At 70.4% G+C, this 23,631-nt stretch carries 19 protein-coding genes; 11 read left to right on the top strand and 8 right to left on the bottom strand.

Features of this window, described 5'->3' with window-relative positions:
- Positions 1 to 2: 2 nt before the first annotated feature.
- Positions 3 to 794, bottom strand: a complete 792-nt coding sequence (locus G4X40_RS20810) for an enoyl-CoA hydratase/isomerase family protein (RefSeq protein WP_277835384.1) — start codon at positions 792 to 794, stop codon at positions 3 to 5.
- Entirely contained in the window at positions 784 to 1,470 is a 687-nt protein-coding gene (locus G4X40_RS20805; RefSeq protein WP_277835383.1) for a TetR/AcrR family transcriptional regulator, read from the bottom strand. Before G4X40_RS20805 ends, G4X40_RS20810 begins: the two co-directional genes overlap by 11 nt.
- A 48-nt stretch (positions 1,471 to 1,518) precedes the next feature.
- On the opposite strand from G4X40_RS20805, the gene zapE reads away from it, so the two are divergent.
- On the top strand, positions 1,519 to 2,514 hold the full coding sequence (zapE, locus tag G4X40_RS20800) for a cell division protein ZapE (RefSeq protein WP_277835381.1): 996 nt from the start codon (positions 1,519 to 1,521) through the stop codon (positions 2,512 to 2,514).
- Between the two features lie 7 nt (positions 2,515 to 2,521).
- On the opposite strand, the gene G4X40_RS20795 is transcribed toward zapE, so the two are convergent.
- Together G4X40_RS20795 and G4X40_RS20790 are read right to left on the bottom strand one after the other, a co-directional pair.
- A complete protein-coding gene (locus tag G4X40_RS20795; protein ID WP_277835379.1) occupies positions 2,522 to 4,015 on the bottom strand; it encodes a DHA2 family efflux MFS transporter permease subunit in 1,494 nt (497 codons plus the stop codon).
- Positions 4,016 to 4,024: 9 nt separating this feature from the next.
- Entirely contained in the window at positions 4,025 to 4,621 is a 597-nt protein-coding gene (locus tag G4X40_RS20790) for a PadR family transcriptional regulator (RefSeq protein ID WP_277835377.1), read from the bottom strand.
- Positions 4,622 to 4,675: 54 nt separating this feature from the next.
- Here G4X40_RS20790 and G4X40_RS20785 point away from each other — a divergent pair, with 54 nt between their 5' ends.
- From G4X40_RS20785 to G4X40_RS20770, 4 genes are all read left to right on the top strand, one after another.
- Positions 4,676 to 5,518, top strand: a complete 843-nt coding sequence (locus G4X40_RS20785; protein WP_277835376.1) for a GNAT family N-acetyltransferase — start codon at positions 4,676 to 4,678, stop codon at positions 5,516 to 5,518.
- An 85-nt stretch (positions 5,519 to 5,603) separates the two neighbouring features.
- On the top strand, positions 5,604 to 5,960 hold the full coding sequence (locus G4X40_RS20780; protein WP_277835374.1) for a DUF488 domain-containing protein: 357 nt from the start codon (positions 5,604 to 5,606) through the stop codon (positions 5,958 to 5,960).
- Between the two features lie 36 nt (positions 5,961 to 5,996).
- The gene (locus tag G4X40_RS20775; protein WP_277835373.1) at positions 5,997 to 6,455 is read left to right on the top strand and encodes a hypothetical protein; all 459 of its coding nucleotides are present in this window, start codon (positions 5,997 to 5,999) and stop codon (positions 6,453 to 6,455) included.
- Positions 6,456 to 6,534: 79 nt separating this feature from the next.
- Complete coding sequence (locus G4X40_RS20770) at positions 6,535 to 7,155, top strand: DUF305 domain-containing protein (protein ID WP_277835371.1); 621 nt, start codon at positions 6,535 to 6,537, stop codon at positions 7,153 to 7,155.
- Here the strand turns inward: G4X40_RS20770 and G4X40_RS20765 are convergent.
- Positions 7,100 to 8,386, bottom strand: a complete 1,287-nt coding sequence (locus G4X40_RS20765; RefSeq protein WP_277835369.1) for a YbfB/YjiJ family MFS transporter — start codon at positions 8,384 to 8,386, stop codon at positions 7,100 to 7,102. The two genes, G4X40_RS20770 and G4X40_RS20765, sit on opposite strands and share 56 nt — an antisense overlap.
- Before the next feature lie 115 nt (positions 8,387 to 8,501).
- Between G4X40_RS20765 and G4X40_RS20760 the strand changes: the two genes are divergently transcribed.
- The 3 genes from G4X40_RS20760 (at position 8,502) to G4X40_RS20750 (ending at position 16,947) form a co-directional block, all read left to right on the top strand.
- Positions 8,502 to 12,332 (top strand): ABC transporter ATP-binding protein, encoded by a 3,831-nt coding sequence (locus G4X40_RS20760; RefSeq protein ID WP_277835367.1) that lies wholly within the window; start codon positions 8,502 to 8,504, stop codon positions 12,330 to 12,332.
- A gap of 105 nt (positions 12,333 to 12,437) precedes the next feature.
- Positions 12,438 to 16,223, top strand: a complete 3,786-nt coding sequence (locus tag G4X40_RS20755) for a multifunctional oxoglutarate decarboxylase/oxoglutarate dehydrogenase thiamine pyrophosphate-binding subunit/dihydrolipoyllysine-residue succinyltransferase subunit (RefSeq protein ID WP_277835366.1) — start codon at positions 12,438 to 12,440, stop codon at positions 16,221 to 16,223.
- A gap of 4 nt (positions 16,224 to 16,227) precedes the next feature.
- Positions 16,228 to 16,947: an AAA family ATPase gene (locus tag G4X40_RS20750; RefSeq protein ID WP_277835364.1), complete on the top strand. Its 720-nt coding sequence runs from the start codon at positions 16,228 to 16,230 to the stop codon at positions 16,945 to 16,947.
- 3 nt (positions 16,948 to 16,950) lie between these two features.
- Here G4X40_RS20750 and G4X40_RS20745 read toward each other — a convergent pair whose 3' ends face one another.
- Complete coding sequence (locus tag G4X40_RS20745; RefSeq protein ID WP_277835363.1) at positions 16,951 to 17,598, bottom strand: TetR/AcrR family transcriptional regulator; 648 nt, start codon at positions 17,596 to 17,598, stop codon at positions 16,951 to 16,953.
- Between the two features lie 91 nt (positions 17,599 to 17,689).
- Between G4X40_RS20745 and G4X40_RS20740 the strand changes: the two genes are divergently transcribed.
- From G4X40_RS20740 to G4X40_RS20730, 3 genes are read left to right on the top strand one after another with little or no spacing between them, the layout of a single operon-like run.
- Positions 17,690 to 19,315, top strand: a complete 1,626-nt coding sequence (locus G4X40_RS20740; RefSeq protein WP_277835361.1) for a flavin-containing monooxygenase — start codon at positions 17,690 to 17,692, stop codon at positions 19,313 to 19,315.
- Positions 19,312 to 20,142 carry an SDR family NAD(P)-dependent oxidoreductase gene (locus G4X40_RS20735; protein WP_277835358.1) on the top strand — a complete coding sequence of 277 codons (831 nt, stop codon included), beginning with the start codon at positions 19,312 to 19,314 and terminating at the stop codon, positions 20,140 to 20,142. Before G4X40_RS20740 ends, G4X40_RS20735 begins: the two co-directional genes overlap by 4 nt.
- Positions 20,139 to 21,041, top strand: a complete 903-nt coding sequence (locus G4X40_RS20730) for an alpha/beta hydrolase fold domain-containing protein (RefSeq protein WP_277835357.1) — start codon at positions 20,139 to 20,141, stop codon at positions 21,039 to 21,041. The genes G4X40_RS20735 and G4X40_RS20730 overlap by 4 nt, the downstream gene beginning before the upstream one ends.
- A 52-nt stretch (positions 21,042 to 21,093) precedes the next feature.
- Here G4X40_RS20730 and G4X40_RS20725 read toward each other — a convergent pair whose 3' ends face one another.
- Together G4X40_RS20725 and G4X40_RS20720 are read right to left on the bottom strand one after the other, a co-directional pair.
- A complete protein-coding gene (locus G4X40_RS20725; protein WP_277835355.1) occupies positions 21,094 to 22,044 on the bottom strand; it encodes an ABC transporter substrate-binding protein in 951 nt (316 codons plus the stop codon).
- Between the two features lie 149 nt (positions 22,045 to 22,193).
- The gene (locus G4X40_RS20720) at positions 22,194 to 23,396 is read right to left on the bottom strand and encodes an NAD(P)-dependent malic enzyme (RefSeq protein WP_277835353.1); all 1,203 of its coding nucleotides are present in this window, start codon (positions 23,394 to 23,396) and stop codon (positions 22,194 to 22,196) included.
- Between the last annotated feature and the right edge of the window lie 235 nt (positions 23,397 to 23,631).

The raw sequence follows: 23,631 nt of genomic DNA, 5'->3' as shown, positions 1-23,631 counted from the left end.
GCTCAGCGACCGGTGTAGACCGCCTTGCCGGGGCCGGCCTCCAGGAAGCTGCGCACCGCGCCACGCAGGTCCTCGGTGCCGAACAGCGCACCCGAGACCTCGGGGGTCACCGCGTCGGCGTGCCCGACCCCGGCCGAGCGCCACCCCGCGATGATCCGCTTGGTCGCGTCATGGGCACGGGTCGGCCCGTCGGCCAGCCGCACGGCCAGTGCACGCGCGGCGGCATCGACGTCGTCGTGGAGTTGATTGACCACGCCCCAGTCGTGCAGGGTCGCCGCGTCGTAGCGGTCGCCTGTCATGACCAACTCGCGTGCCCTGCCGGAGCCCGCACGCTCGGCCAGCCGCTGCGGACCGCCCATCGACGGGGTCAGGCCGACCACGGTCTCGACCAGACCGAACTTCGCCTTCGGCGCGGCGAGGATCAGGTCGCAGGCCAGCGCGATCTCGAAGGCCGCGGTGAGCGTGAGCGCGTGCGCAGCGAAGACCACCGGGCACGGCAGGGCCTCGATCGGCGCGATGATCCGCTCGAACAGCGTGCGCCACAAGACGGTTCCCTGCTCCACGGTCAACCCGTCGAAGAGGTGAACGTCGACGCCGCCGGAGACGACCCGCCCCTCGGCGCGCAGCAGCACCGCACGCGGCGGACCCGCCGCCAAGTCCGCGATGTCCGCGGTGAGCGAGTCGAACATGGCCCGGTCGAACAGGTTCAGGTCGCCGTGGTCGATCGTGAGCACGGCGAGGGCGGCCCCGCGGTCGGTGGTGGATCGCTCGAGTCGGGTGCAGTCACCGGTCATGCGGCCAGCGTAGGCACCCGAGCACGAACGTGTGCAGTGCCCGGGCGAGTTCGTCGATGCTCGCCGCGGTGCCCGCGGCCGGGGCGGTCCGCGCGCGCCGCCCCACACACCGGTCGAAGACCAACCCGTCGACCAGGCTGATCAGGTCGTCCGCGGCTCCGGCCGGGTCGGCCACACCGCAGCCGGCGAGCAGATCGGCGGCGGCGCCGTGCGCGAAGAACGGTGTCGCCAGCAGGTCCCGCAGATCCGGGTCCGCGGCCAGTTCGAGGGTCAGTGCATAGCGGGCGACCGAGTCCGCGCGGCGCACTCCGATCATCCGGTCGACCAGCACCGCCATCCCCCGCACCGCCACCGCCAGGTCGTCCCGGCGTGCGCCCGGCCCGGAGGTGACCGAGTCCGCGCCCGGGCCTGGGGCTGGGGCTGGGGCTGGGGCTGAGAATCCCTGTCCCGACGCCACGAAGTCGGCACGGTTGCGGGCCGCGAGCTCCCGGACCACCGCCTCCAGCAAGGCCTTTCGGGTGCGGTGGTAGTACGACACCGATCCGGGCGGGAGCCCCAGACGTCGGTCCAGCGCACGATGCGTCAGCGCCCGCACACCGTCGGCCGCGATGACCGCGATCGCGGCATCTGCGATCGCAGCCCGCCGGTCCGGAGATGACCCGTTGTCGAGTGACACTTCCCACTCCCGCCTGTTCACCACACTCTACATTTATAGAGTCGCGGTATGTCGATCATGGACCCGTTGACGGAACACCTCGCCCGCACCGGCCACAATCCGGACCCTGCCCAGGAGGCAGCCCTGCAGAAACTGCGCGGCCTGGTCGGTGCCGACCGTCGGCGACACCGTCGGCGCAGCACTGCCCGCGGGCTCTACCTGTGGGGCCCCTCGGGGCGGGGAAAGTCGTGGCTGATGAACGCGTTCTTCGCCACCGCGTCCGTCGACGCCAAGCGGCGCATGCATTTACACGAGTTCCTGCACGAACTCCAGCGCATGCTGGCGACCCAGCACGACCTCGACGCCGTCCTCGACCGTCTGCTGGGCGACACCGAATTGCTGTGCTTCGACGAGTTCCATGTGCACGACGTAGCCGACGCCCGCTACCTGGCGGCGCTGAGCGAGGCGGTGCTGCGGCGCAAGCTGATCCTGGTCGTCACGTCCAACTACCCACCCGGCGAGCTCCTGCCCAATCCGCTTGCGCACCAGCGCTTCACACCCACGATCGCGGCCATCGAGAAGCACCTCGACGTGGTCGAGGTCGACGGCGGCCGGGATTACCGCACCACCGCAGGCCCTCGCGGTGCCTACTTGTGGCCCGGGGCGGGTCGTGACGACGGCGGCGCACCGGCGGCGTTGCCGGAGGACCCGGCTGACGAACCGGTCCCGCTGGATCTGGGCGGGAGATCGGTCACCGCACGGCAGGTGCGCGGCACCGAGGTGCGGTTCACGTTCTCGGACCTGTGCGGCGCACCGACCGGGACCGCGGACTATCTCCTGCTCGCCGACCGCTTCTCGAGTTGGGTCGTTACCGACGTCCCCGTGCTCGTCCAGGCCGACCGTGAGCCGCGGCGCCGCCTCTGCAACCTGCTGGACGTGCTCACCGACCGGGACGCACACGTCGTCCTGGCCGGTGAGCACCCTCCGCAGGTCACCTTCGGCGGTGTCCCCGACGTCGACTGGGCCCGCACCGAGAGCCGGCTGCGGGCCCTGACCGGGTGGTGAACCCCGCTCAGACGCCGGCCGGCTCGGACTCCGAGGCGGCCTGCGCGTCGGTCTTGACCATCCCGGCATGGCTGGGCCGCTCGAAGAGGGCCGCCGCGATCACGCCGATCACCAACGCTGCCGCCGGCAGCAGCATCGACTGCCCCATGGCGTGGCTGAACCCGTCCCAGAGGAAGGACGGCAGGCTGCCCGCGCCGGCCTCCGCGCCGCCGGTCGACGGAATGCCGTTGGCCGACAGCCGGGACTCCATCATCGCCGCGATCGCGGCGCTGCCGATCACGCCGCCGAGCTGGCGGGTCGCGTTGTAGACGCCGGAGCCGGCACCGGCCACGTTCATCGCCAGGTTGCGGGTGGCGGTCGCCGACAGCGGGGACCAGATGCAGGCCATCGCCACACCCATCACGGCCATGGGCAGCAACAGCTTCCACACGGCGGTGTGCGGCGTCATCACCTGCTGTAGCCACACCAGGGTGATCACCAACAGCAACAGACCCGGCGCGGCGATGTAGCGCGGATGGGTGCGGTCGACCAGCTTGCCGACCACCGGGGCCAGCGCACCGGACAGCACCGCCATCGGCACCATCAGCAGCGCCGACTGGGTCGGCGAGTAGCCGCGCACCATCTGGGTGAAGAGCATCAGCGGCAGCACCATGCTGGTGACCGCGAAGCCCATCGTGCTGATCGAGATGTTGGCCAGCGAGAAGTTCCGGTCGCGGAACAGCGACAGCGGGACCAGCGGCTCCTTCTTGTTGACGCCCTGCCAGATCACGAACGCCACGAACAGGACCACGCCGACCACGATCAGCAGCGGCACCGAGAGGATGCCCTTGATGGTGCCCCAGTCGTAGGTCTGGCCTTCCTGGATGCCGAAGACCAGGCAGAACATGCCGCCCGCGCTGAGCACCACGCCGAGGATGTCGAAGCTGTGCGAGTGGGTCGGCAGCTTCGGCACCAGCGCCATGGCCAGCGCGAAGCCGACGACGCCGACCGGCACGTTGATGAAGAAGATCCACTCCCAACCGAGCGAGTCGACCAGCACGCCGCCGAGCAGCGGGCCGACCAGCATCGCCACGCCGGCCACCGCGCCCCACATGCCCATGGCCGCGCCGCGCTTGTCCGGCGGGAAGATCCGGGTGATCACCGACATCGTCTGCGGCGTCATCAACGCGGCGCCGAGACCCTGGACCACGCGGGCGACGATCAGCATCGTGATGCCGCCGGCGAACCCGCACCAGGCCGATGACAGCGTGAAGACGACCAGCCCCACGAGGTAGAGGTTCTTCGGGCCGAAACGGTCGCCGAGGCGACCGGTCACCAGCAGTGGCACCGCGTAGGCCAGCAGGTAGGCGCTGGTCACCCACACCACGGCGTTGATGTCGGCGTGCAGCCCCTCCATGATCGCCGGTGTGGCGACCGAGACGATGGTGCTGTCCACCAGGATCATGAAGAACCCGAGACACAGCGCCCACAGCGCCGGCCACGGACGGATGCGTTGTTCCATCGTCAATCCTCAGTTCGTTCGATGCGTAGGTGCGGTCGGCAGGCAGTCGAGCCAGCCCAGCCGCCCGGAGGTCAGGTCGTCGAGTGTGGCGCCGAGCCAGCGGGACTCCGCCTCGGCGATGGCGATGGAATAACCGATGTCGAGATGGAACAACGCCGGCACACCCGCGCGCTCAGCATCCTCCACCCCACCGACAAGTTCGTCGCGGCGGCGGTCGACGAGCTCACGGCGCCGCCGCAGCAATGCGATGACCTCGTCCTTGGGCAGGTTGTGCGATTCGGCCACCGCCAGCGAGAAGCGCGGATACTCCGCCATGGGAGTGCCGAGAGCCTCGGTGATCCACGACCGCAACGCGACCTGCCCGGGCTCGGTGATCTCGTAGGTCGTGCGTTCGGGGCGGTTGCCCTCGCGGTCGACACCGATGGCGCGGACCAGTTCGTCGCGGGCGAGGCGCGCAACGGTGTGATAGAGCGAGCCCGGCCGGACCTTGACGAGACGGTCCTCTCGGCGCTCGATCGTCAGCTGATACATCTCGTACGGATGCATCGGACGTTCGGCCAGCAGTGCCAACACGGCCACCGCCAGCGGGGTCAGCGACACCGCCACCGCGCGAACCCCCTTGCCTGATCGTGGGCGACGCGACTCCTGAACATGGCCCACATGAACTATTCCATCTGGAATATTAAGCCCGTGCCACACGGCGAGGCAACAGTGACCGTCGTCACCCCGACCATCGCAACCTCGACCATCGCCACCCGCACCACTCGTTACCGTGACCTGATGAACACCAACACCGCCGCGATCGTGCTGCTGGCATGGACCCGGAGGCTGGGCCTCGACGACGACACCCTCACCCGTGTGGACGAACCCCACCGGGTGGCCGACGAGGCCGCCGACCGAGTGCGACTCCTGCACGTGTTCGGCAGCACGGTCCTGACCGGTCCCCCCGGCGCGCTCGACCGGATCGACCCGGCCATGCTCCGGGATCCCCGTGCGGCGGCGACCGGCACGTTTGCTGCTGCGACCACTGCAGCCGCACTCGCCCGCGCCGTCGGCGCGATCCGGCCGGCGACCACCGAGTCGCTCTGGTACCTCGACGCGTACGGTCCGAGTCCCGACGGCGCCGAACCGCTGATCTCGCACGACAGTTCGGACGTCGACGCGGTGGCCGGGACCTGCCCGCCCGACGACGTCAACGAGGCCGCGGTCGCCGGACTCGAGCGGTCGTTCACCCTCCTCGACCACGCGCACACCCCGCGCGCCTGCAGCGGATACGCCGTTCGGGACGGCTTCCTCGCCGACCTGCGGGTGCTGACCGACCCTCGATCGCGGCGCACGGGAGACGGCTCGACCGTCTGCAGGCTCGCCGCACTCGACGCCCTGGATGCGGGCCTGATCGCACAGGCCCGCATCCACCCGGACAACCACACCGCGCGCCGGCTCGCCGTGTCCGTCGGGTTCGCCGAGTGCGGGTGGCTGGTCACGGTGAGCCCGACGCGCTGATCCGCTGCAGCCGGACCGGCTTCGTCGGCCGCGACGCAACGGATTCGACCCCCGAGCCTCGGCCCCGCGGTCCTAGCATGGGGTCATGGGCACGATCGAATTGGTACGCGCCTACGACGCGCGTGGAACTCAGAAGCACACCCCGACATTCCTGGTGGACCGTCTGTGGCCACGCGGCATCGCCAAGAGTGACCTGTCCTATGACGACTGGATCAAGGACGTGGCACCCAGCACGGAGTTGCGCAAGTGGTTCGGCCACGATCCGGAGAAGTACGACGGTTTCCGCCGCCGCTACCTCGCCGAACTCGACGACCACGCCGACGCCGCGCGCCCGATCCTCGACGCCGCGGCGCACGGGGACATCGTGCTCCTGTACTCGGCCAAGGACACCGAGCACAACCAGGCGGTTGTCCTGCGTGACTGGCTCGAGAAGCACGGCTGACCTGGTCCGTCGCCGGCGCACGCTACCGTGGTGGGCATGTCGTCGGACCGTGCCCCGCTGCTGGCGCGTGCGTTGCTCGCGTTCGCGGTGGCGGTCGGTCTGCTCGCCATGCACCATCTCGTCGTCCACGGCGGCTCGATGCACGATGGCGCCGTGCACGCCGGGCCGGCGCAGGCGGTCTCGGGGCACGTCACCCCCGCACACGTCACCCCCGCGCCCGTACATCCGGCCCTCGCCCCGACGGCCGCACCCCCGGACCTTGCCGAGTCCGTCCTCGCGGCGCCGCTCGGCGGGCACGCGATGCTGCACGACTGCCCCGCGACCCTCGTGGCCGTGCTGCTGCTCACGATCGCGCTGTTCGCGCTCGGCGTCCTCGACGACCTACGGTCGGCTCTGCGAGCCGTGCTGACCCGGATACGGCGGATCGGGCGGGGACCTCCCCCGTCGCCATCGACCTCTCGACGACTGTCTGCACTGAGCATCCTGCGGGTGTGACAGGCCCACCGCGGCGCGCCTGCGTGCCGTGGCTCCGGCCCGACCCCTCAGCGAAGTTCAGTCAGCAGACAGGAAGACCATGCGCAACCTCACGACGAAGTCCGTCATGTCCATCGCCGGCGTCCTCGGCGCCGCCGTCGTGCTCGCCGCCTGCGGCAGCGGTACCGACTCCTCCGACCATTCGGCGATGACCCATCCCACGGCCACCGCCACCGCGAGCCCCGCCCCGGGCGCGAGCGCGGCGGCGCACAACGAGGCCGACGTCATGTTCGCGTCGATGATGGTCCCGCACCACCAGCAGGCCATCGACATGACCGCGATGGTGAACGGCCGCACCCAGAACACCGAGCTCATCGAGCTGGCCCGCAAGATCGACGCCGCCCAGGGACCCGAGATCGAGCAGATGAGCGCGTGGCTGAAGCTATGGAACGCCCAGCCCGGCGCGATGGACCACTCCTCGATGGGCCACGGCGACGGCATGATGACCCCCGAGCAGATGGATTCGCTGCACCAGCTGACCGGTTCCGCGTTCGACAAGGCGTGGCTGGAGATGATGATCGAGCATCACCAGGGCGCAGTCGACATGGCCCGCACCGAACTGGCTCAGGGACAGAACCCCGACGCGAAGAAGCTGGCCCAGTCGATCATCGACGGTCAGGAAGCCGAGATCGGCCAGATGAAGCAGATGCTGGCGGGCTGACCTCGGCCCCGTCACCGGCCGCGGGCGCGGCGAATCCGTGCGATCCCCGCGCCCCGGCCGGGCCGCGGCGCCGGGCGAGCAACGGCAGCACGCACAGCGCACCCACCGCGACGATGCCGGCCGCGACGACCAGCGCGGCACTGTATCCGTGGGCGAGCAGCGGCGCGACGACGAGCGGGCCGATCACCTGGCCGACGCCGTAGGCGGCGGTGAGCACCGCGGGCGCACGCGGACCGATCAGCTCGTTGCCCTCGCCCAGCGCCAGCGCGACGATGCCCATGAAGGTCCCACCGAACACCACCGCGGAGACCAGCGCCGCCGCCGGCGAACCCGACCACGCGGGCAACGCGACCGCCACCGCCTGCACGAGCATCGCGACGAACAACAGCAGTGGGCGCGATGCCCGCCGGCCGAGCCACGCCCACACGACGCTCGACGGGAACGCGGCGAGTCCGACGACGATCCAGGCGCTGCTGCCGAGCCAACTCGGCCCACCGGAGGCCGCGAGCGCCGCGACCAGGAAGGTCGCGGTCACGATGTAGCCGAGGCCCTCGAAGAAGTACGCGGCGACCAGCCAGCCGAACCGGGACCGGTTGCCCCCACCGGCGCCGCCGGCCCGGCCGTTCACCGCCTCGTCCGCCACCGACGTCCCGGTCACCGAGCCGCCGGGCAGATTCCATGCGATCGCGCCGCCCGCCGCGGCCAGCGCCGCCACGGTCGCCCAGGCGGCCACCCACGATCCCTGGTCCCCGAGCGCCAGCACCGCGGCCCCTGACAGCGCGATGCCCGCACCCACCCCGCCGAACACCCAGCCCGCCCCGTGCGGCGAGCCCTTGAGCTGGTCGTGCGCGACCCGCGCCGCGAACACGAAGACGAGCGCGCTGGCCACACCGGCCACGAACCGCAGCACCAGCCACACCGGCTGCGCCGTGGTCACCGGCATCAACGCCAAGGTCGCGACCACCGCGACCAGCGACCCGCGCAGGACGGCGGTGCTGCGCGCGGGACCGGCGAGCACGCTCGCGACGATCGCGCCGACCAGATAGCCCAAATAGTTGGAGGTCGCCAGCGCCGCGCCCGCCGACCGCGACAGGCCCGCCTGGGACTCCATCAGCGGCAGTATCGGCGTGTAGGCGAAGCGGCCGACGCCCATCGCGACCACCAGGGCCGTCGCCGCGCGCAGCGCGATCAGCCGGGTACCGTGCGCCGGCGGCGCGGTTCGGGTTGCCACTGCGAGAACTCTAGTTTCCGCCCGCACCCGGGCCACGCGCGGTCCGCCCGCTCGTGGTGTCCGCGCCCGGCGTCGACCGGCGTTGTCGTGGGTCAGGGATAGATTCGTCGATGCGATGACATACTCCGAGACCCCCGCGAATCCGGCCGACCGGCCCAGAGGGTGGCTGCGGCGGGTGCTCGGCGCGTGTTGGCAGCATCCGTGGTCGGTCGTCGGCGCGCTCGCGGTGGCCGCGCTCGCCACCGTCATCGACGTGACCTTCCCTCTGCTCACCCGCGCCGCGGTCGACGACGCCGGACGCGGCCGGACCGACGCGATCGTCGGGATCGCGGTCGCGATCGCCGCGCTCGGCGCAGTTCGGTTCGGCTGTCAGTTCGGCCGGCGCATGCTGGCGGGCAAGCTGTCCCTCGACGTCCAGCACAGCCTGCGGCTGGACCTGCTCGGCTCACTGCAACGACTCGACGGCCGCGGCCAGGACGAGATCCGCACCGGACAGGTCGTCTCGCGGTCGATCACCGACCTGCAGCTGGTGCAGAGCCTGCTGGCCATGGCACCCATGTCGGTCGGGTCTGCACTGCAGTTCGTGCTGGCCCTGGTCGTGATGTTCCTGCTCTCGCCGCTGCTGACCGTGGTCGCGCTGGCCATCACCCCCGCGATCGCGCTCGCCGCCTACGTCAGCCGGCGGTCGCTGTTCGCGGCCACCTGGTCGGCGCAGCAGAGCGCCGCAGACCTCGCCCAGCACGTCGAGGAGACGGTCACCGGGGTGCGCGTCGTCAAGGGCTTCGGGCAGGAGGCGCGCGCGGTCGGCCGGCTCGAGCAGCTGGGCCGGTCGCTGTACGCGAAACGGATGCGGGCGGCGCGGATCAACTCCCGCTTCGCCCCCACCATGGCCGCGCTGCCCCAGGTCGGCCTGGTCGGCGTCGTAGCGGTCGGCGGCTATCTCGCGCTGCACGGGTCGATCTCGATCGGCACCTTCCTCGCCTTCGCGACCTATGTGACCTCGATGGCCTCGGTCGCCCGGGTGGTCTCGAGCATGGTGGTGATGGCACAGCTCTCCCGCGCCGCGGTGGAGCGGGTGTTCGAGGTGATCGACACCGAGCCGGAGGTCGCGGACCTCCCGCATCCGCGTCATCTGCCCGACGGCCCGATCGGCGTGCGCATCGAGGGCCTGCGGTTCGGTTTCGACCCGCACCTGCCGGTGCTCGACGGCGTCGACCTGACCGTCGAGCCGGGCGAGTCGATCGCGCTGGTTGGGCCGTCGGGTTCGGGCAAGACCGCGCTGTCGCTGCTGCTGCCCCGCTTCTATGCGGCCGACGCCGGGCGCATCGAGCTGACCGCGGGCAGCGTCGGCATCGACGTGCGCGACCTCGCCGCCCACCAGCTGCGCGAGTCGGTCACGCTGGTGTTCGACGAGCCGTTCCTGTTCTCCGACACGATCGCGGCCAACATCGCGCTGGGCCGGCCCGACGCCAGCGCCGAGGAGATCCGTGCCGCCGCGACCGCGGCGATGGCCGACGAGTTCATCTCCGCCCTGTCCGAGGGCTACGACACCGTGGTCGGCGAACGCGGGCTGACGCTGTCCGGCGGACAACGCCAGCGGGTGGCGCTGGCGCGCGCGATCCTCGGCGATCCGCGGCTGCTCATCCTCGACGACGCGACCTCCGCGGTCGACGCGGCCACCGAGGCGCAGATCTTCGCCGCGCTCCGCTCGGGCCGCGCACAACGAACGACGATCGCTGTGGCACATCGTCGTTCGACACTCTCGCTCGCGGACCGGATCGCGGTCCTGGACGGGGGCCGGGTGGTCGACATCGGCACGGAGGCGGAGCTGGAGGCGCGCTGCGAGCTGTTCCGCACGCTGCTCGCCACCACGCCCGACAGCGCTCCGGCCGCGCTCGTGCCGGTGCCGGCCGAGCCCGACGAGTCCGCGCTGTGGCCACCGGTCGACGGCGCCACGGACGGCGCCTCCTCCGCCCGCGCGACACGGATTCCGGCGACTGCGCCGCGGATCGGCGGCGGACGCGGCGGAAGGTCCGGTCCCGGCGCCGGCGCGCTGGCCGGACTGAGCGCGACCCCAGAACTGCGGCGCGCGGTCGACGCACTGCCACCGGCCACCGAGGATCCGCACATGGACGACCGCGCACTGCGCGCGGAGAATCCCCGGTTCCGGCTCGCCGGACTGCTGCGGCCGGTGCGGTGGCTGTTGCTGGCCGTGGTGGTGTGCCTGGCCCTCGACGCGGCCGCCGGGCTGGTCTTCCCGATCATCGTTCGCTTCGCGATCGACCATGGGGTCGTACCCGGTCATCCGTCGGCGCTGTGGTGGGCCGCGGCGGCCGGCCTGGCCGTGGTCGTCGCCGACTGGCTGGTGGTGGCGACCCTGACCGTGGTCACGGCCCGGTCCGGCGAGCGGGTGCTGTACGGGCTGCGGGTGCGCAGCTACGCGCACCTGCAGCGGCTCGGTCTGGACTATTACGAGCGCGAGCTGTCCGGCCGGATCATGACGCGGATGACCACCGACGTCGACGCCCTCTCCTCGTTCATGCAGACGGGCATGTCCACCGCCGTCGTCAGCGTCCTCACCCTCACCGGCATCGCCGCCGCACTGCTGGCCACCGACGTGCTGCTCGGGGCGGTCGCGCTTGCCGTGCTGCCGCCGCTGATCGTCGCGACCGTGGTGTTCCGCCGGATCTCCTCGACCGCCTACACCACCTCACGGGAGCGGATCTCCCTGGTCAACGCCGATTTCCAGGAGAACATCGCGGGCTTGCGCACCGCGCAGGCCTACCGCCGCGAGGGTTTCGCGGCCCGCCGGTTCGCCGACCGCGCCGAAAGCTACCGCCGCGCCCGGATGCGCGCCCAGACCGCCATCTCGGTGTTCTTCCCGTTCATCACGCTGCTCGCGGACCTGGTCCTGGCGGCGGTCGTGCTCGTCGGCGCGCACCAGGTGGCCTCCGGCCACACCAGTCAGGGCACGCTCGTCGCGTTCGTGCTCTATCTCGGCTTGCTGTTCGGCCCGATCCAGCAGCTGTCCCAGGTCTTCGACGGTTACCAGCAGGCGCGGGTGGGCCTGCGCCGGATCGGGGACCTACTGGCCACCCCCAGCACGCTCGAGCAGAGCCGGCCGGAGCACGCCACGGCGATCGCCGGGCACCTGCGCGGCGACGTGGCCTTCGACCGGGTCGGCTTCCGGTACGCCGGGGCCGACGACGACGCGCTGCACGGCATCGAGCTGGACATCCCCGCGGGCACCACGGTCGCGCTGGTCGGCAAGACCGGCGCAGGCAAGTCCACGGTGGTCAAACTGCTGGCCCGCTTCTACGACCCGACCTCCGGGTCGGTGCGGGTCGACGAGGTGGACGTGCGTCGCTATCCGCTGCACGCCTACCGGCACCGGCTGGGCGTGGTCCCGCAGGAGGCGCACCTGTTCACCGGAACCGTCGGCGAGAACATCGCCTTCGGCCGTCCCGATGCGAGCCGGCGCGAGATCGCCGCGGCCGCCCGGGCGGTCGGCGCGCTCCCCACGATCGCGGCGCTGTCCGGCGGCATGAACCATCCGGTCGGCGAACGCGGCCAGGGGCTGTCCGCCGGCCAGCGCCAGCTCATCGCGCTGGCCCGCGCCGAGCTCGTCGACCCCGACCTGCTGCTGCTCGACGAGGCCACCGCGACGCTCGATCCGGTCACCGAGCTGGCCGTGCTCGAGGCAGGCCGGCACCTGGCGCGCTCGCGCACCGCGGTCGTCGTCGCGCACCGGTTGGCGACCGCCGCCCGCGCCGACCTCATCGTCGTCGTCGACGGCGGCCGCATAGTGGAGTCGGGCACCCACGAGCGGCTCCGCGAGGCGGGCGGGCACTACGCCCGACTGTGGGAAGCGGGCAGATCAGAGGCCTACGGCGAGGCCCAGGCGACCGGTACCGACGAAGCCGATCCGCGGGCCCCGGTGCGGTGAGCAAAGTTATGTCGTGCCGCCCACACCCTGCCCGGAGGATGGCGCTAGCCTCTATGGGGATGCATGCGATCCGTGCGCGATAAGGAAACGAGGCGAAACCCTGCCGTGAGCAGCAGTTCGACGTCACAATTCGGTCAGAACGAATGGCTTGTCGAGGAGATGTACCAGCGGTTCAAGGATGATCCGTCGTCCGTGGACGCGAGCTGGCACGAGTTCCTCGCCGACTACACCCCGGGTGCCGGCAGCCAGGGGGGTGACAACGGCGACAAGGTGGCGACCTCCTCCCCCCCGAGTCCCCCGACCACCGCGGCGCCCGCTCAGCGCCCCGCCGCCGGATCCGGCAAGCCCGCCGCGACCAACGGCACCGCGGCCGCCAACGGCGCCGCCACCCCGTCCGCTCCGACCGCGAAGCCCACGACTGTGACCTCCACCGCCACGACCACCCCGCCCGCCGCGACCGCACCCGCCGCCAAGCCCGCGGCCGCTGCGCCCGCCGCCAAGGCCGCCCCGGCGGCCCCCGTCAACGGCACCGAGAACAAGGTGCTGCGCGGCGCCGCCGCCACGGTCGCACGCAACATGACCGCCTCGCTCGACATTCCGACCGCGACCAGCGTGCGGGCGATCCCCGCCAAGCTGATGATCGACAACCGGTTGGTGCTCAACAACCAGCTCGCCCGCACCCGCGGCGGCAAGGTCTCGTTCACGCACATCCTCGGCTACGCGATCGTCAAGGCGGTCAAGGCGTTCCCGAACATGAACCGCCACTTCGCCGAGGTCGACGGCAAGCCCAACGTGGTCACCCCCGAGCACACCAACCTCGGCCTGGCCATCGACCTGCCCGGCAAGGACGGCAGCCGCTCGCTCGTCGTCGCCGCGATCAAGCGCTGCGACACGATGAACTTCTCGCAGTTCTGGGCGGCCTACGAGGACATCGTCCGCCGGGCCCGCGAAGGCAAGCTGACCGCCGAGGACTTCAGCGGGGTCACCATCTCGCTGACCAACCCGGGCACCATCGGCACCGTCCACTCGGTGCCGCGCCTGATGCGGGGCCAGGGCGCGATCATCGGCGCCGGCGCGATGGAGTACCCGGCCGAGTTCCAGGGTGCGAGCGACCAGCGGATCGCGGAGATGGGTGTCGGCAAGCTGCTGACGCTGACCTCCACCTACGACCACCGCATCATCCAGGGCGCGGAATCCGGCGACTTCCTGCGCACGATCCACAACCTGCTGCTCGCCGACGACTTCTGGGACGAGATCTTCACGGATCTGCGGGTGCCCTACGAGCCTGTCCGCTGGCGCCAGGACATCCCCGAGGGCGTGATCGACAAGAACGCCCGGGTGCTCGAGCTCATCGCCGACTACCGCAACCGTGGTCACCTGATGGCCGACACCGATCCGCTGCGGATCAACCCCGAGCGTTTCCGCAGCCACCCCGACCTCGACGTGCTCACCCACCACCTGACGATGTGGGACCTCGACCGGGTGTTCACGGTCGGCGGCTTCGCCGGCAAGGAGCGGATGAAGCTGCGTGACGTGCTCAGCACGCTGCGCGACGCGTACTGCCGCACCATCGGCGTCGAGTACACGCACATCCTCGAGCCCGAGCAGCAGCAGTGGATCCAGGAGCGGGTCGAGATCCGGCACATCAAGCCGCCGGTCGCGCACCAGAAGTACATCCTGAGCAAGCTGAACGCCGCCGAGGCGTTCGAGACGTTCCTGCAGACCAAGTACGTCGGACAGAAGCGGTTCTCGCTCGAGGGCGCCGAGTCGGTCATCCCGATGATGGACGCGGTCATCGACCAGTCCGCCGAGCACAGCCTCGACGAGGTCGTCATCGGCATGCCGCACCGCGGCCGGCTCAACGTGCTGGCGAACATCGTCGGCAAGCCCTACTCGAAGATCTTCACCGAGTTCGAGGGCAACATGAACCCGGCGGCCGCGCACGGCTCCGGTGACGTCAAATACCACCTGGGCGCCACCGGCACCTACATCCAGATGTTCGGCGACAACGACATCACCGTCTCGCTCACGGCGAACCCCTCGCACCTCGAGGCGGTCGACCCGGTGCTCGAGGGCCTGGTGCGCGCCAAGCAGGACCTACTGGACAAGGGCGAGGAAGGGTTCACCGTGCTGCCGCTGATGCTGCACGGCGACGCCGCGTTCGCCGGTCAGGGTGTGGTCGCCGAGACGCTCAACCTCGCGCTGCTGCGTGGATACCGCACCGGCGGCACCGTGCACATCGTCGTGAACAACCAGGTCGGCTTCACCACCGCACCCGAGCACTCGCGCTCGTCCGAGTACTGCACCGACGTGGCGAAGATGATCGGCGCGCCGATCTTCCACGTCAACGGCGACGACCCCGAGGCCTGCGTGTGGGTCGCCAAGCTGGCCGTCGACTTCCGCGAGAAGTTCGGCAAGGACGTCGTGATCGACATGATCTGCTACCGGCGCCGCGGCCACAACGAGGGCGACGACCCGTCGATGACGCAGCCCGAGATGTACGACGTGATCGACACCAAGCGCAGCGTCCGCAAGAGCTACACCGAGGCCCTGATCGGCCGCGGCGACATCTCGATGAAGGAAGCCGAAGACGCCCTGCGTGACTACCAGGGTCAGCTCGAGCGGGTGTTCAACGAGGTCCGCGACCTCGAGAAGTACAAGCCGCTGCCGAGCCCGTCGATCCAGGAGGACCAGCAGATCCCGGTCAAGCTGGTCACCTCGGTCGATCAGTCGGTCCTCGAGCGGATCGGCGACGCGTTCGTCGGCGTGCCGGAGGGCTTCAACGTGCACCCGCGCGTCAAGCCGGTGCTCGAGCGCCGCCACGAGATGTCCCGCAACGGCGGCATCGACTGGGCGTTCGCCGAGTTGCTCGCCTTCGGTTCGCTGGTCGACGAGGGCCGCATGGTCCGGCTGTCCGGTCAGGACTCGCGGCGCGGCACGTTCACCCAGCGTCACTCGGTGATCATCGACCGCGTCACCGAGGGCGAGTACACCCCGCTGTCCAACCTGAACCCGCAGGTCCCGGGCGGCAAGTTCCTCGTCTACGACTCCGCGCTCTCGGAGTTCGCGGCCGTCGGCTTCGAGTACGGCTACTCGGTCGGCAACCACGACGCCCTGGTGCTGTGGGAGGCGCAGTTCGGCGACTTCGTCAACGGCGCGCAGTCGATCATCGACGAGTTCATCTCGTCCGGTGAGGCCAAGTGGGGTCAGCTGTCCAACGTCGTGCTGCTGCTGCCGCACGGCCACGAGGGCCAGGGTCCGGACCACACCTCCGGCCGCATCGAGCGGTTCCTGCAGCTGTGCGCCGAGGGCTCGATGACCGTCGCGGTGCCGTCGACGCCGGCGAGCTACTTCCACCTGCTGCGCCGCCACGCGCTCGACGGCATCAGCCGTCCGCTGGTGGTGTTCACTCCCAAGTCGATGCTGCGCAACAAGGCCGCCGTCAGCGACGTCAAGGACTTCACCACGGGCAAATTCCGCTCGGTGTTCGAGGAGCCGGCGTACGAAAACAACGAGGCGGACCGCAGCAAGGTCGAGCGGGTGCTGATGGTCAGCGGCAAGCTGTACTGGGAGCTGTTGGCGCGCAAGAACAAGGAGGGCCGCGAGGACATCGGCATCGTCCGCCTCGAGCAGCTCTACCCGGTCCCCGACAAGCGCCTGCGCGAGACCCTGCAGCGGTACCCGAACCACAAGGAGATCGTCTGGGTCCAGGAGGAGCCGGCGAACCAGGGTGCGTGGCCGTCCCTCGGCCTCGCGCTTCCGGAGATGCTGCCCGACCTGTTCGGCAACTTCCGCCGGATCTCCCGCCGAGCGATGTCGGCGCCGTCGTCCGGGTCCAGCAAGGTGCACGCCGTCGAGCAGCAGGCCATCATCGACGAGGCCTTTGCCTGATCGCATGAGCGACCTGCCACTGAGCCGGGTCGAGTTCACTCCGCGGAGTGGATTCGACCCGGCTTCGTGGTATCTGCGGCTGCCCGTCGTCGAGCGGTTGTGCGCGGACGGGTTCGCGTTCGACCGTCCCGTCACCGTGATCGTCGGCGAGAACGGCACCGGCAAGTCAACCCTGTTGGAGGCGGTCGCCGCGGCCTGGCGAAGTGGGCTCACCGCGGCCGACCGCCTGTGGTCGGCCGGCTCTTCCACAGAGGACACCGACCTCGGCCGGCACCTGACGTGCATCGGGCCGCGGCCCCGCCCGCACGGTGGGTGCTTCCTGCGCGCCGAGTCGATGCACGCGCTCTTCGACAGTGCGGACGCCACCCGCCCCCGCGAGGGCGACCAGCAACTCAACGCACTCTCGCACGGGCAGTCGTTTCTTCAATACATCGCCGACCGTCCGGTCGGGGTCGGGCTGTGGCTGCTCGACGAGCCCGAGGCGGCGCTGTCGTTTCAGTCGTGTCTGGCGCTGCTCGGCATCATCGGCGATCTCGCCGCCGAGGGCTCACAGGTGATCCTGGCGACACACTCCCCGATCCTCGCGGCCTGCCCGGACGCCGACATCCGCGTGCTCGACGGCACACTCGACGACCCCATGCCGAGCACCTGGGAGGACCTCGACATGGTGCGCGGGTGGCGGATGTTCCTCGCGGATCCGCACCGGTTCACCCGGCACCTCTAGCCGTCACACCGCCGCTTGCGCCGGAGGCCGGCCGGTCACCGGCATGGCCCCGAGCAGCGCGGCGGCCACCTCGGGCGGCAACGCCACTGCGGGCAGCGCCTGCCCGACGAGTTCGAGCAGTTCGCCCTTGGTCAGCTTCGGGTCGGTCAACCAGCTGATCGCCGTCTCCTCCACGAACGCGATCCACCCCCGGACCGCCAGTTCGGCCCGCGGCGTGCGCTCGATGCCGATGTTCGGCGCCTGCGCGAGCACCCGCTCGGCCATCGCGGTGCGGGTCTGCTCGAAGATCTCCCGCATCGCGGGGTCGCCGCTGGCTGTTCCGCGCAGCAGCGAGACGTAGCCGCCGCGGTTATCGGTCACGTAATCGATGTACGCCGTCAGCGAGGCGTGCAGCATCCCCAATGGCGGCAGTGCGGGGTCGGGCTCGGTGACGGCGAGCATCTCCTCGCTGGTGTGCCGGACGATCGCCACGTGGAAGTCGTGCTTGGACGAGAAATAGTGGAACAGCAGCCCGCGTGAGATCCCGGCCTGCTCGGCGATCTCCTCCACCGAGACGCTGTCGAGGGGGCGCCCGGCGAGCATCTGCACGCCCAGCTCGATCAGCTGCGCGCGGCGCGCCTCCGGGCTGAGTCGGGTGCGTTTGCCTGCCATGCCCCCATACTAATGAACGAGAGTCAATAATCTACTGAATTGCAGTCAATAGCTATTGACTCGTTCTCAATAGGTACCTACGCTCGGTGACATGACGACAGCGACGAAGCCGGACGACTCGGCACCCGCGACTTCACGGCACATCGACGTGCTGATCATCGGAAGCGGATTCGCCGGGCTCGGCGCCGCGATCCGCCTCGCGAAGGAGGGTCGGCACGACTTCCTGGTGCTCGAGCGCGGCCAGGACGTGGGCGGCACCTGGCGCGACAACACGTACCCGGGCGCGGCGTGCGACGTCCCGTCGCAGCTGTACTCGTACTCGTTCGCGCTGAACCCGGAGTGGAGCCGGTCGTTCTCCAAGCAGCCGGAGATCCAGGCCTACATCCAGAAGACCGCCCGCACCGCGGGCGTGCTGGACCGCCACGTGTTCGGGTGCGAGGTGCTCGACGCCACCTGGGACGCCGCCGCCGAGCAGTGGAACGTCGTGACCACCAAGGGCGACTTCACGGCCAAGGTCGTCGTCTCCGCGGTCGGCGCGCTGTGCGAGCCGTCGCTGCCGGACATCAAGGGCATCGAGGGTTTCACCGGCGAGATCTTCCACTCGTCGCGCTGGAACCACGACGCCGACCTGACCGGCAAGCGGGTAGCGGTCATCGGCACCGGCGCCTCGGCCATCCAGATCGTGCCGGCCATCGCCAAGAGCGTCGGCCACCTCGACGTCTACCAGCGCACCGCGCCGTGGATCCTCCCCCGCGCCGACCGTGAATACACCAAGGCCGAGCGACTCGCCTACAAGTACGTCCCGGGCTTCCAGCGCCTGGCCCGCGCCGGCGTGTACGCGATCCGTGAGACGCAGGTCGTCGGCCTGACCCGGCAGCCGCTGCTGATGAAGCCGCTGCAGATCGCGGCCCGGGTGCAACTGCGCCGCGGGATCAAGGACCCGGCGCTGCGCCGCAAGGTCACCCCGCACTTCGAGATCGGCTGCAAGCGCATGCTGATCTCCAACGACTACTACCCGGCGCTGGACCGGCCGAACGTCGACGTCGTCACCGACGGCATCGCCGAGGTGACCGCGAACGCCGTCGTCACCAAGGACGGCACGGTCCGCGAGGTCGACGCCATCATCGTCGCAACCGGGTTCCACGTCACCGACTCGCCGACCTTCGAGGCCATCCACGGCCGCGACGGGCGCACGCTGGCCGCGACGTTCGACGACGGCGGCATGCAGGCCTACAAGGGTTCGGCGGTCGCCAACTTCCCCAACATGTTCTTCCTCGTCGGGCCGAACACCGGCCTCGGACACAGCTCGATGGTCCTCATGATCGAGTCGCAGATCAACTACGTGGCCGACGCCCTGGGCACCATGGCGCGTCAGGGCCTGAGCACCGTCGAGGTCCGCGCGGACGTGCAGCACGAGTACAACGTCGAACTGCAGCGCAAGCTGCAGCCGTCGGTGTGGATGACCGGCGGGTGCGCCAGCTGGTACCTGGACAAGCACGGGAACAACACCACGCTGTGGCCGGGCTTCACCTTCGAGTTCCGGCGCGAGACAAGGACCTTCGACGTCGCCGCGTATCACACCGAGTCCGCCGCGGTCCGCGCGATTCCGCGGGTCGACCGCACGCCGGAATCCGTCGCCACCCAGAATGGCTCCACGGGTGCCGGCACGAACGCCGACACCGACCTCGAACTCAGCGGAGCGGAGAACGCACAATGACCGACTTCACCGGCAAGGTCGCCGTCATCACCGGCGCGGGATCGGGCATCGGCCGCGCACTGGCGCTCGACCTGGCCCGCCGCGGCGCCAAGCTCGCCCTGTCCGATGTCGACACCGAGGGGCTCGCCGAGACGGCGCGCCAGGCCGAGGCCCTCGGTGCCGAGGTCCGCACGGACCGGCTCAACGTCGCCGAACGCGAGGCTGTGCTCGAGTACGCCGACACGGTGGCGCAGCACTTCGGCAAGGTCAACCTGGTGTTCAACAACGCGGGCATCGCCTTCACCGGTGACATCGAGATCAGCGAGTTCAAGGACATCGAGCGGGTCATGGACGTCGACTACTGGGGAGTGGTCAACGGCACCAAGGCATTCCTGCCGCACCTGATCGCCTCCGGCGACGGCCACGTCATCAACACCTCGAGCCTGTTCGGCCTGCTGTCCATCCCCGGGCAGGCCGCGTACAACTCGGCCAAGTTCGCCGTGCGCGGGTTCACCGAGGCGCTGCGGATGGAGATGCAGATCGCCAAGCACCCCGTCAAGGTCACCTGTGTGCACCCCGGCGGCATCAAGACCGCGATCGCCCGCAACGGCACCGTCGCCTCCGGCGATGCGGCCGCCCTGGCGCAGTTCTTCGACCGCTACCTCGCGCACACCAGCCCCGAGGCCGCGGCCCGCCGCATCCTCAAGGGTGTCGAGGGCAACCGCCCCCGCGTCCTGATCGGCCTCGACGCGCGGTTCCTGGACGTCTTCGTACGCCTGGTCGGTTCCTCCTACGAGCGGATCTTCGCCGTCGTGACCGGGCGGGTCATGCCCAAGGCCGGTCGATGAGACTGCCCTACCTGCCGCGGCCGCTGGTCGCGGCGGGTATGGGCGTCTTCTACCGCCTTGTGCTCACGCCGCGGCTGTCGTGGCGGGCGCAGCGCACGCTGCTCGACGCGGGGGCGGTCCTCCAGACGGTCCCGAGCGGGGTCGTCGTCGAACACATCCGGATCGGCGGGCGTCCGGCAGAGAAGCTCACCGCCCGCGGCGCCGGCGATCCGGACACCGCCGTGCTGTATCTGCACGGCGGCGCGTACACGATCGGCTCCCCCAAGACACACCGGTCGCTCGCCGGGCACCTGGCCCGCGGCACCGGCGCCATGGTGGTCACCCTCGACTACCGGCTCGCGCCGGAGCATCGGTATCCAGCGGCGGTCGACGACGCGGTGGCCGCCTACCTCGAACTGCTCGAGCGCCGCGGCCTGGCGCCGGAGCGGGTCGCCATCGTCGGCGACTCCGCGGGCGGCGGGCTCGCCGCGGCGAGCGCCCGCCGGCTGATCGACGAGCACGGCATCCGGCCCGGCGCGCTCGTGCTGCTCTCGCCGTGGGTCGACCCCGCCGACGAGAATGCGCCCGCCGCACGGGATCTCGTGGTGAGCACGGGCTGGAGCCGGCCCGCCGCCCGGGCGTACCTGGGCGATGCGAGCCCCACCGATCCGGGCTTCGCCCCGGCGCATGCGGCGACCGAGGGCATGCCGCCGACTCTCATCCAGGTCGGCACCGGCGAGATCCTCTACCCGCAGGATCTCGCGTACGCGGAGAAACTGCGCGCCGGTGGGGTCGAGGTGACCCTGTCCGAATCCACCTTGTGGCACGTGGCCCAGCTGCAGGCGTCCCTGCTGCGCGACGCCGCGGTCGCCGTCGACGAGATCAACGACTTCCTGCGAGTGCGGCTCCGCCACCGGTGAGCGAGTTGCGGTGTCCCGGCCCCGCAACTCGGGTACGGGCGGCGCAGCCGCCTCAGAGTCCGTGGGCAGGCAACCACTCGGCGGCGACCGCCGCGGGCTTCTGTCCGGCCTGCACCCGGCCGATCATGTCGGCCAGATCGCCCGTGGTCAGCTCACCCGCCACCCGATCGAGCACCTTGATCTGATCGGCGGTCAGCGCACCCTTGCGGAAGAGCGGGATCACGTTCTGCGCGGGGAAGAGCGACTTGTCGTCCTGCAGCACGACGAACGAGTCGGCCGTGACCTCCGGAGTCGCAGTGGACAGCGCCGCGACCTGCACCCGATCGGTCCTCAAAGCGTCCGCCAACTGCCGGTCTGCGGAGGCGGGATCCGGTGTGGCCGTGTCGAGCGGGAATCCGGCGAACTGTTCGAAGCCGCAGCCGTAGACCTCGCGCAGCCCGACCAGTCCGGCCCTGCTCCCCGAGACCGCGAACGGCCCGCCCAGGGTCAGCTGTGCGCAGTGTGGCGCGAGGTCGGTGATGCTCTTGAGGTCGAAGCGGTGCGCGGTGGTCTCGGTGACGACCAGGGCCTCGCGATCCTCCGCAGCGGCGGGATCGGACACCGAGAGTTGTTCGGGTAGTGAACGGCTCAGCGCCTCGTAGACCGCCTTGCCCTCGGTCGCGGTGGCGCCGCGGTCGTAGTGGTCCAGCAGTTGGCCGGTGAGCTCGGGCACCAGGTTGACCTTCCCGCCGTCGAGCGCAGCGAGGTACTGCTCGCGCGCACCGAGCCCGAGGTCGGTCCGCACCTTTGCGCCCGCGTCGCGCAGGGCGCCGGCGTAGATCTCGGCGACGACCTCGCCCAGCGGGGAACTCCCCGATCCGACGACGACCTCGCCGGACCCGCTACGCCCGGTCAACGAGGTCTCGTTGCTCCCGCACGCCGACAACGCCAGCACCGCCGCGACCACCCCGATCGCCGACACCGCCCGCAGCCAACCGCGTGCGCGCCCGACGCCACCACTCATCGACCCGTTCCTCCTCCGCACGTCCTGCACTCGATCCGGTCGTCCCCGGACCGGCCTCCAGAAGCTCACCCAGACAGCAGATCACACAGACGGGAAAGGGCCCGCCCGGCAACCCGGAACGGACCCTCCCCGAAAATTCTGCGCGCGGTCTAGCCGGTCACGCCCTCGGCGTGCGCGGCGGCGGCCACCGCCGCGGCGACCGCCGGCGCGACCCGCGGGTCCAGCGGCGACGGCACGATCTTGTCGGCCGACAGCTCGTCACCGACCACCGACAGGATCGCCTCGGCCGCAGCGATCTTCATGCCCTCGGTGATCCGGCGGGCGCCCGCGTCCAGCGCGCCCTTGAACACGCCGGGAAACGCGAGCACGTTGTTGATCTGGTTCGGGAAGTCGCTGCGCCCGGTGGCCACGATGGCCGCGTGCCTGCGGGCGACCTCGGGGTGGATCTCCGGGTCCGGGTTCGACAGCGCGAACACGATCGCCCCCTCGGCCATGCTCGCGATCAGCTCCTCGCCGATCGTGCCCGCCGACACGCCCAGGAAGACGTCCGCACCGGCGAGGGCCTCGGCGGCACCACCGGTCACCTGGCGCGGGTTGGTCCGCTCGGCGAGATCCGCCTTGAACTCGTTGAGCCCGTCACGACCACGCGAGACGATGCCCTTCGAGTCGAGCACGACGACGTCGTCGACGCCCGCGGCCAGCAGGATGTTCGCGCAGGCGACACCGGCGGCGCCGGCGCCGGAGATGACGACCTTCAGGTCCTTGACGTCGCGCCCCTGCACCTTGACCGCACCGTTGAGCGCGGCGAGCACCACGATCGCCGTGCCGTGCTGGTCGTCGTGCATGACCGGGCAGTCCAGCGCCTCGATGACGCGGCGCTCGATCTCGAAGCAGCGCGGGGCCGAGATGTCCTCGAGGTTGACGGCGCCGAAGCTCGGGCGCAGCCGGATCAGGGTCTCGACGATCGCGTCGGGGTCCTTGGTGTCGATCACCAGCGGGATCGAGTTCAGGTCGGCGAACTTCTTGAACAGCGCGGACTTGCCCTCCATCACGGGCAGCGAGGCGCGGGCGCCGATGTCGCCGAGACCGAGCACGGCGGATCCGTCGGAGACGACGACGACCAGCCGGTCCGTCCAGGTGTAACGCTTGGCCAGCGTCTCGTCGGCGGCGATCGCGCGGCTGACCTGCGCGACTCCCGGGGTGTACGCGATCGACAGGTCACGCTGGGTCTCGAGCGGAGCGGTGAGTTCGACCGAGAGCTTGCCGCCGAGATGTCCGGCGAAGATCTCCTCGGTGGTGATCTCGGACAGGGCACCCTGCTGCGACCGACCGGCTTCCGAAACAGTAGACACGTGTCACTCCTGCATGCTCTGGGCCCAGCGCGGGTCTGGGCTTCGGGCGCCGAGCTCCGGCATCCCGACAAGATAGTTAAAGCAGACTACCGGGACGGTGACGTGGGTTACTCACCAAGGTCGGGTTCACGGTCCCGGCGCGATGAAATACCTGGCGGTCCGCCCCGGTATGCAAGATCGTGCTGTTGTGATCGGCGCGCATCGGTGCGGTCGGCCCGATGTACGTGACCGTCAG

Origin of the sequence: Speluncibacter jeojiensis (assembly GCF_029589495.1) — a bacterium.
Lineage (GTDB): Bacteria > Actinomycetota > Actinomycetes > Mycobacteriales > Mycobacteriaceae > Speluncibacter > Speluncibacter jeojiensis.
Note: the sequence above shows the minus strand (reverse complement) of the source record. Positions and strands in the feature narration are given on the sequence as shown.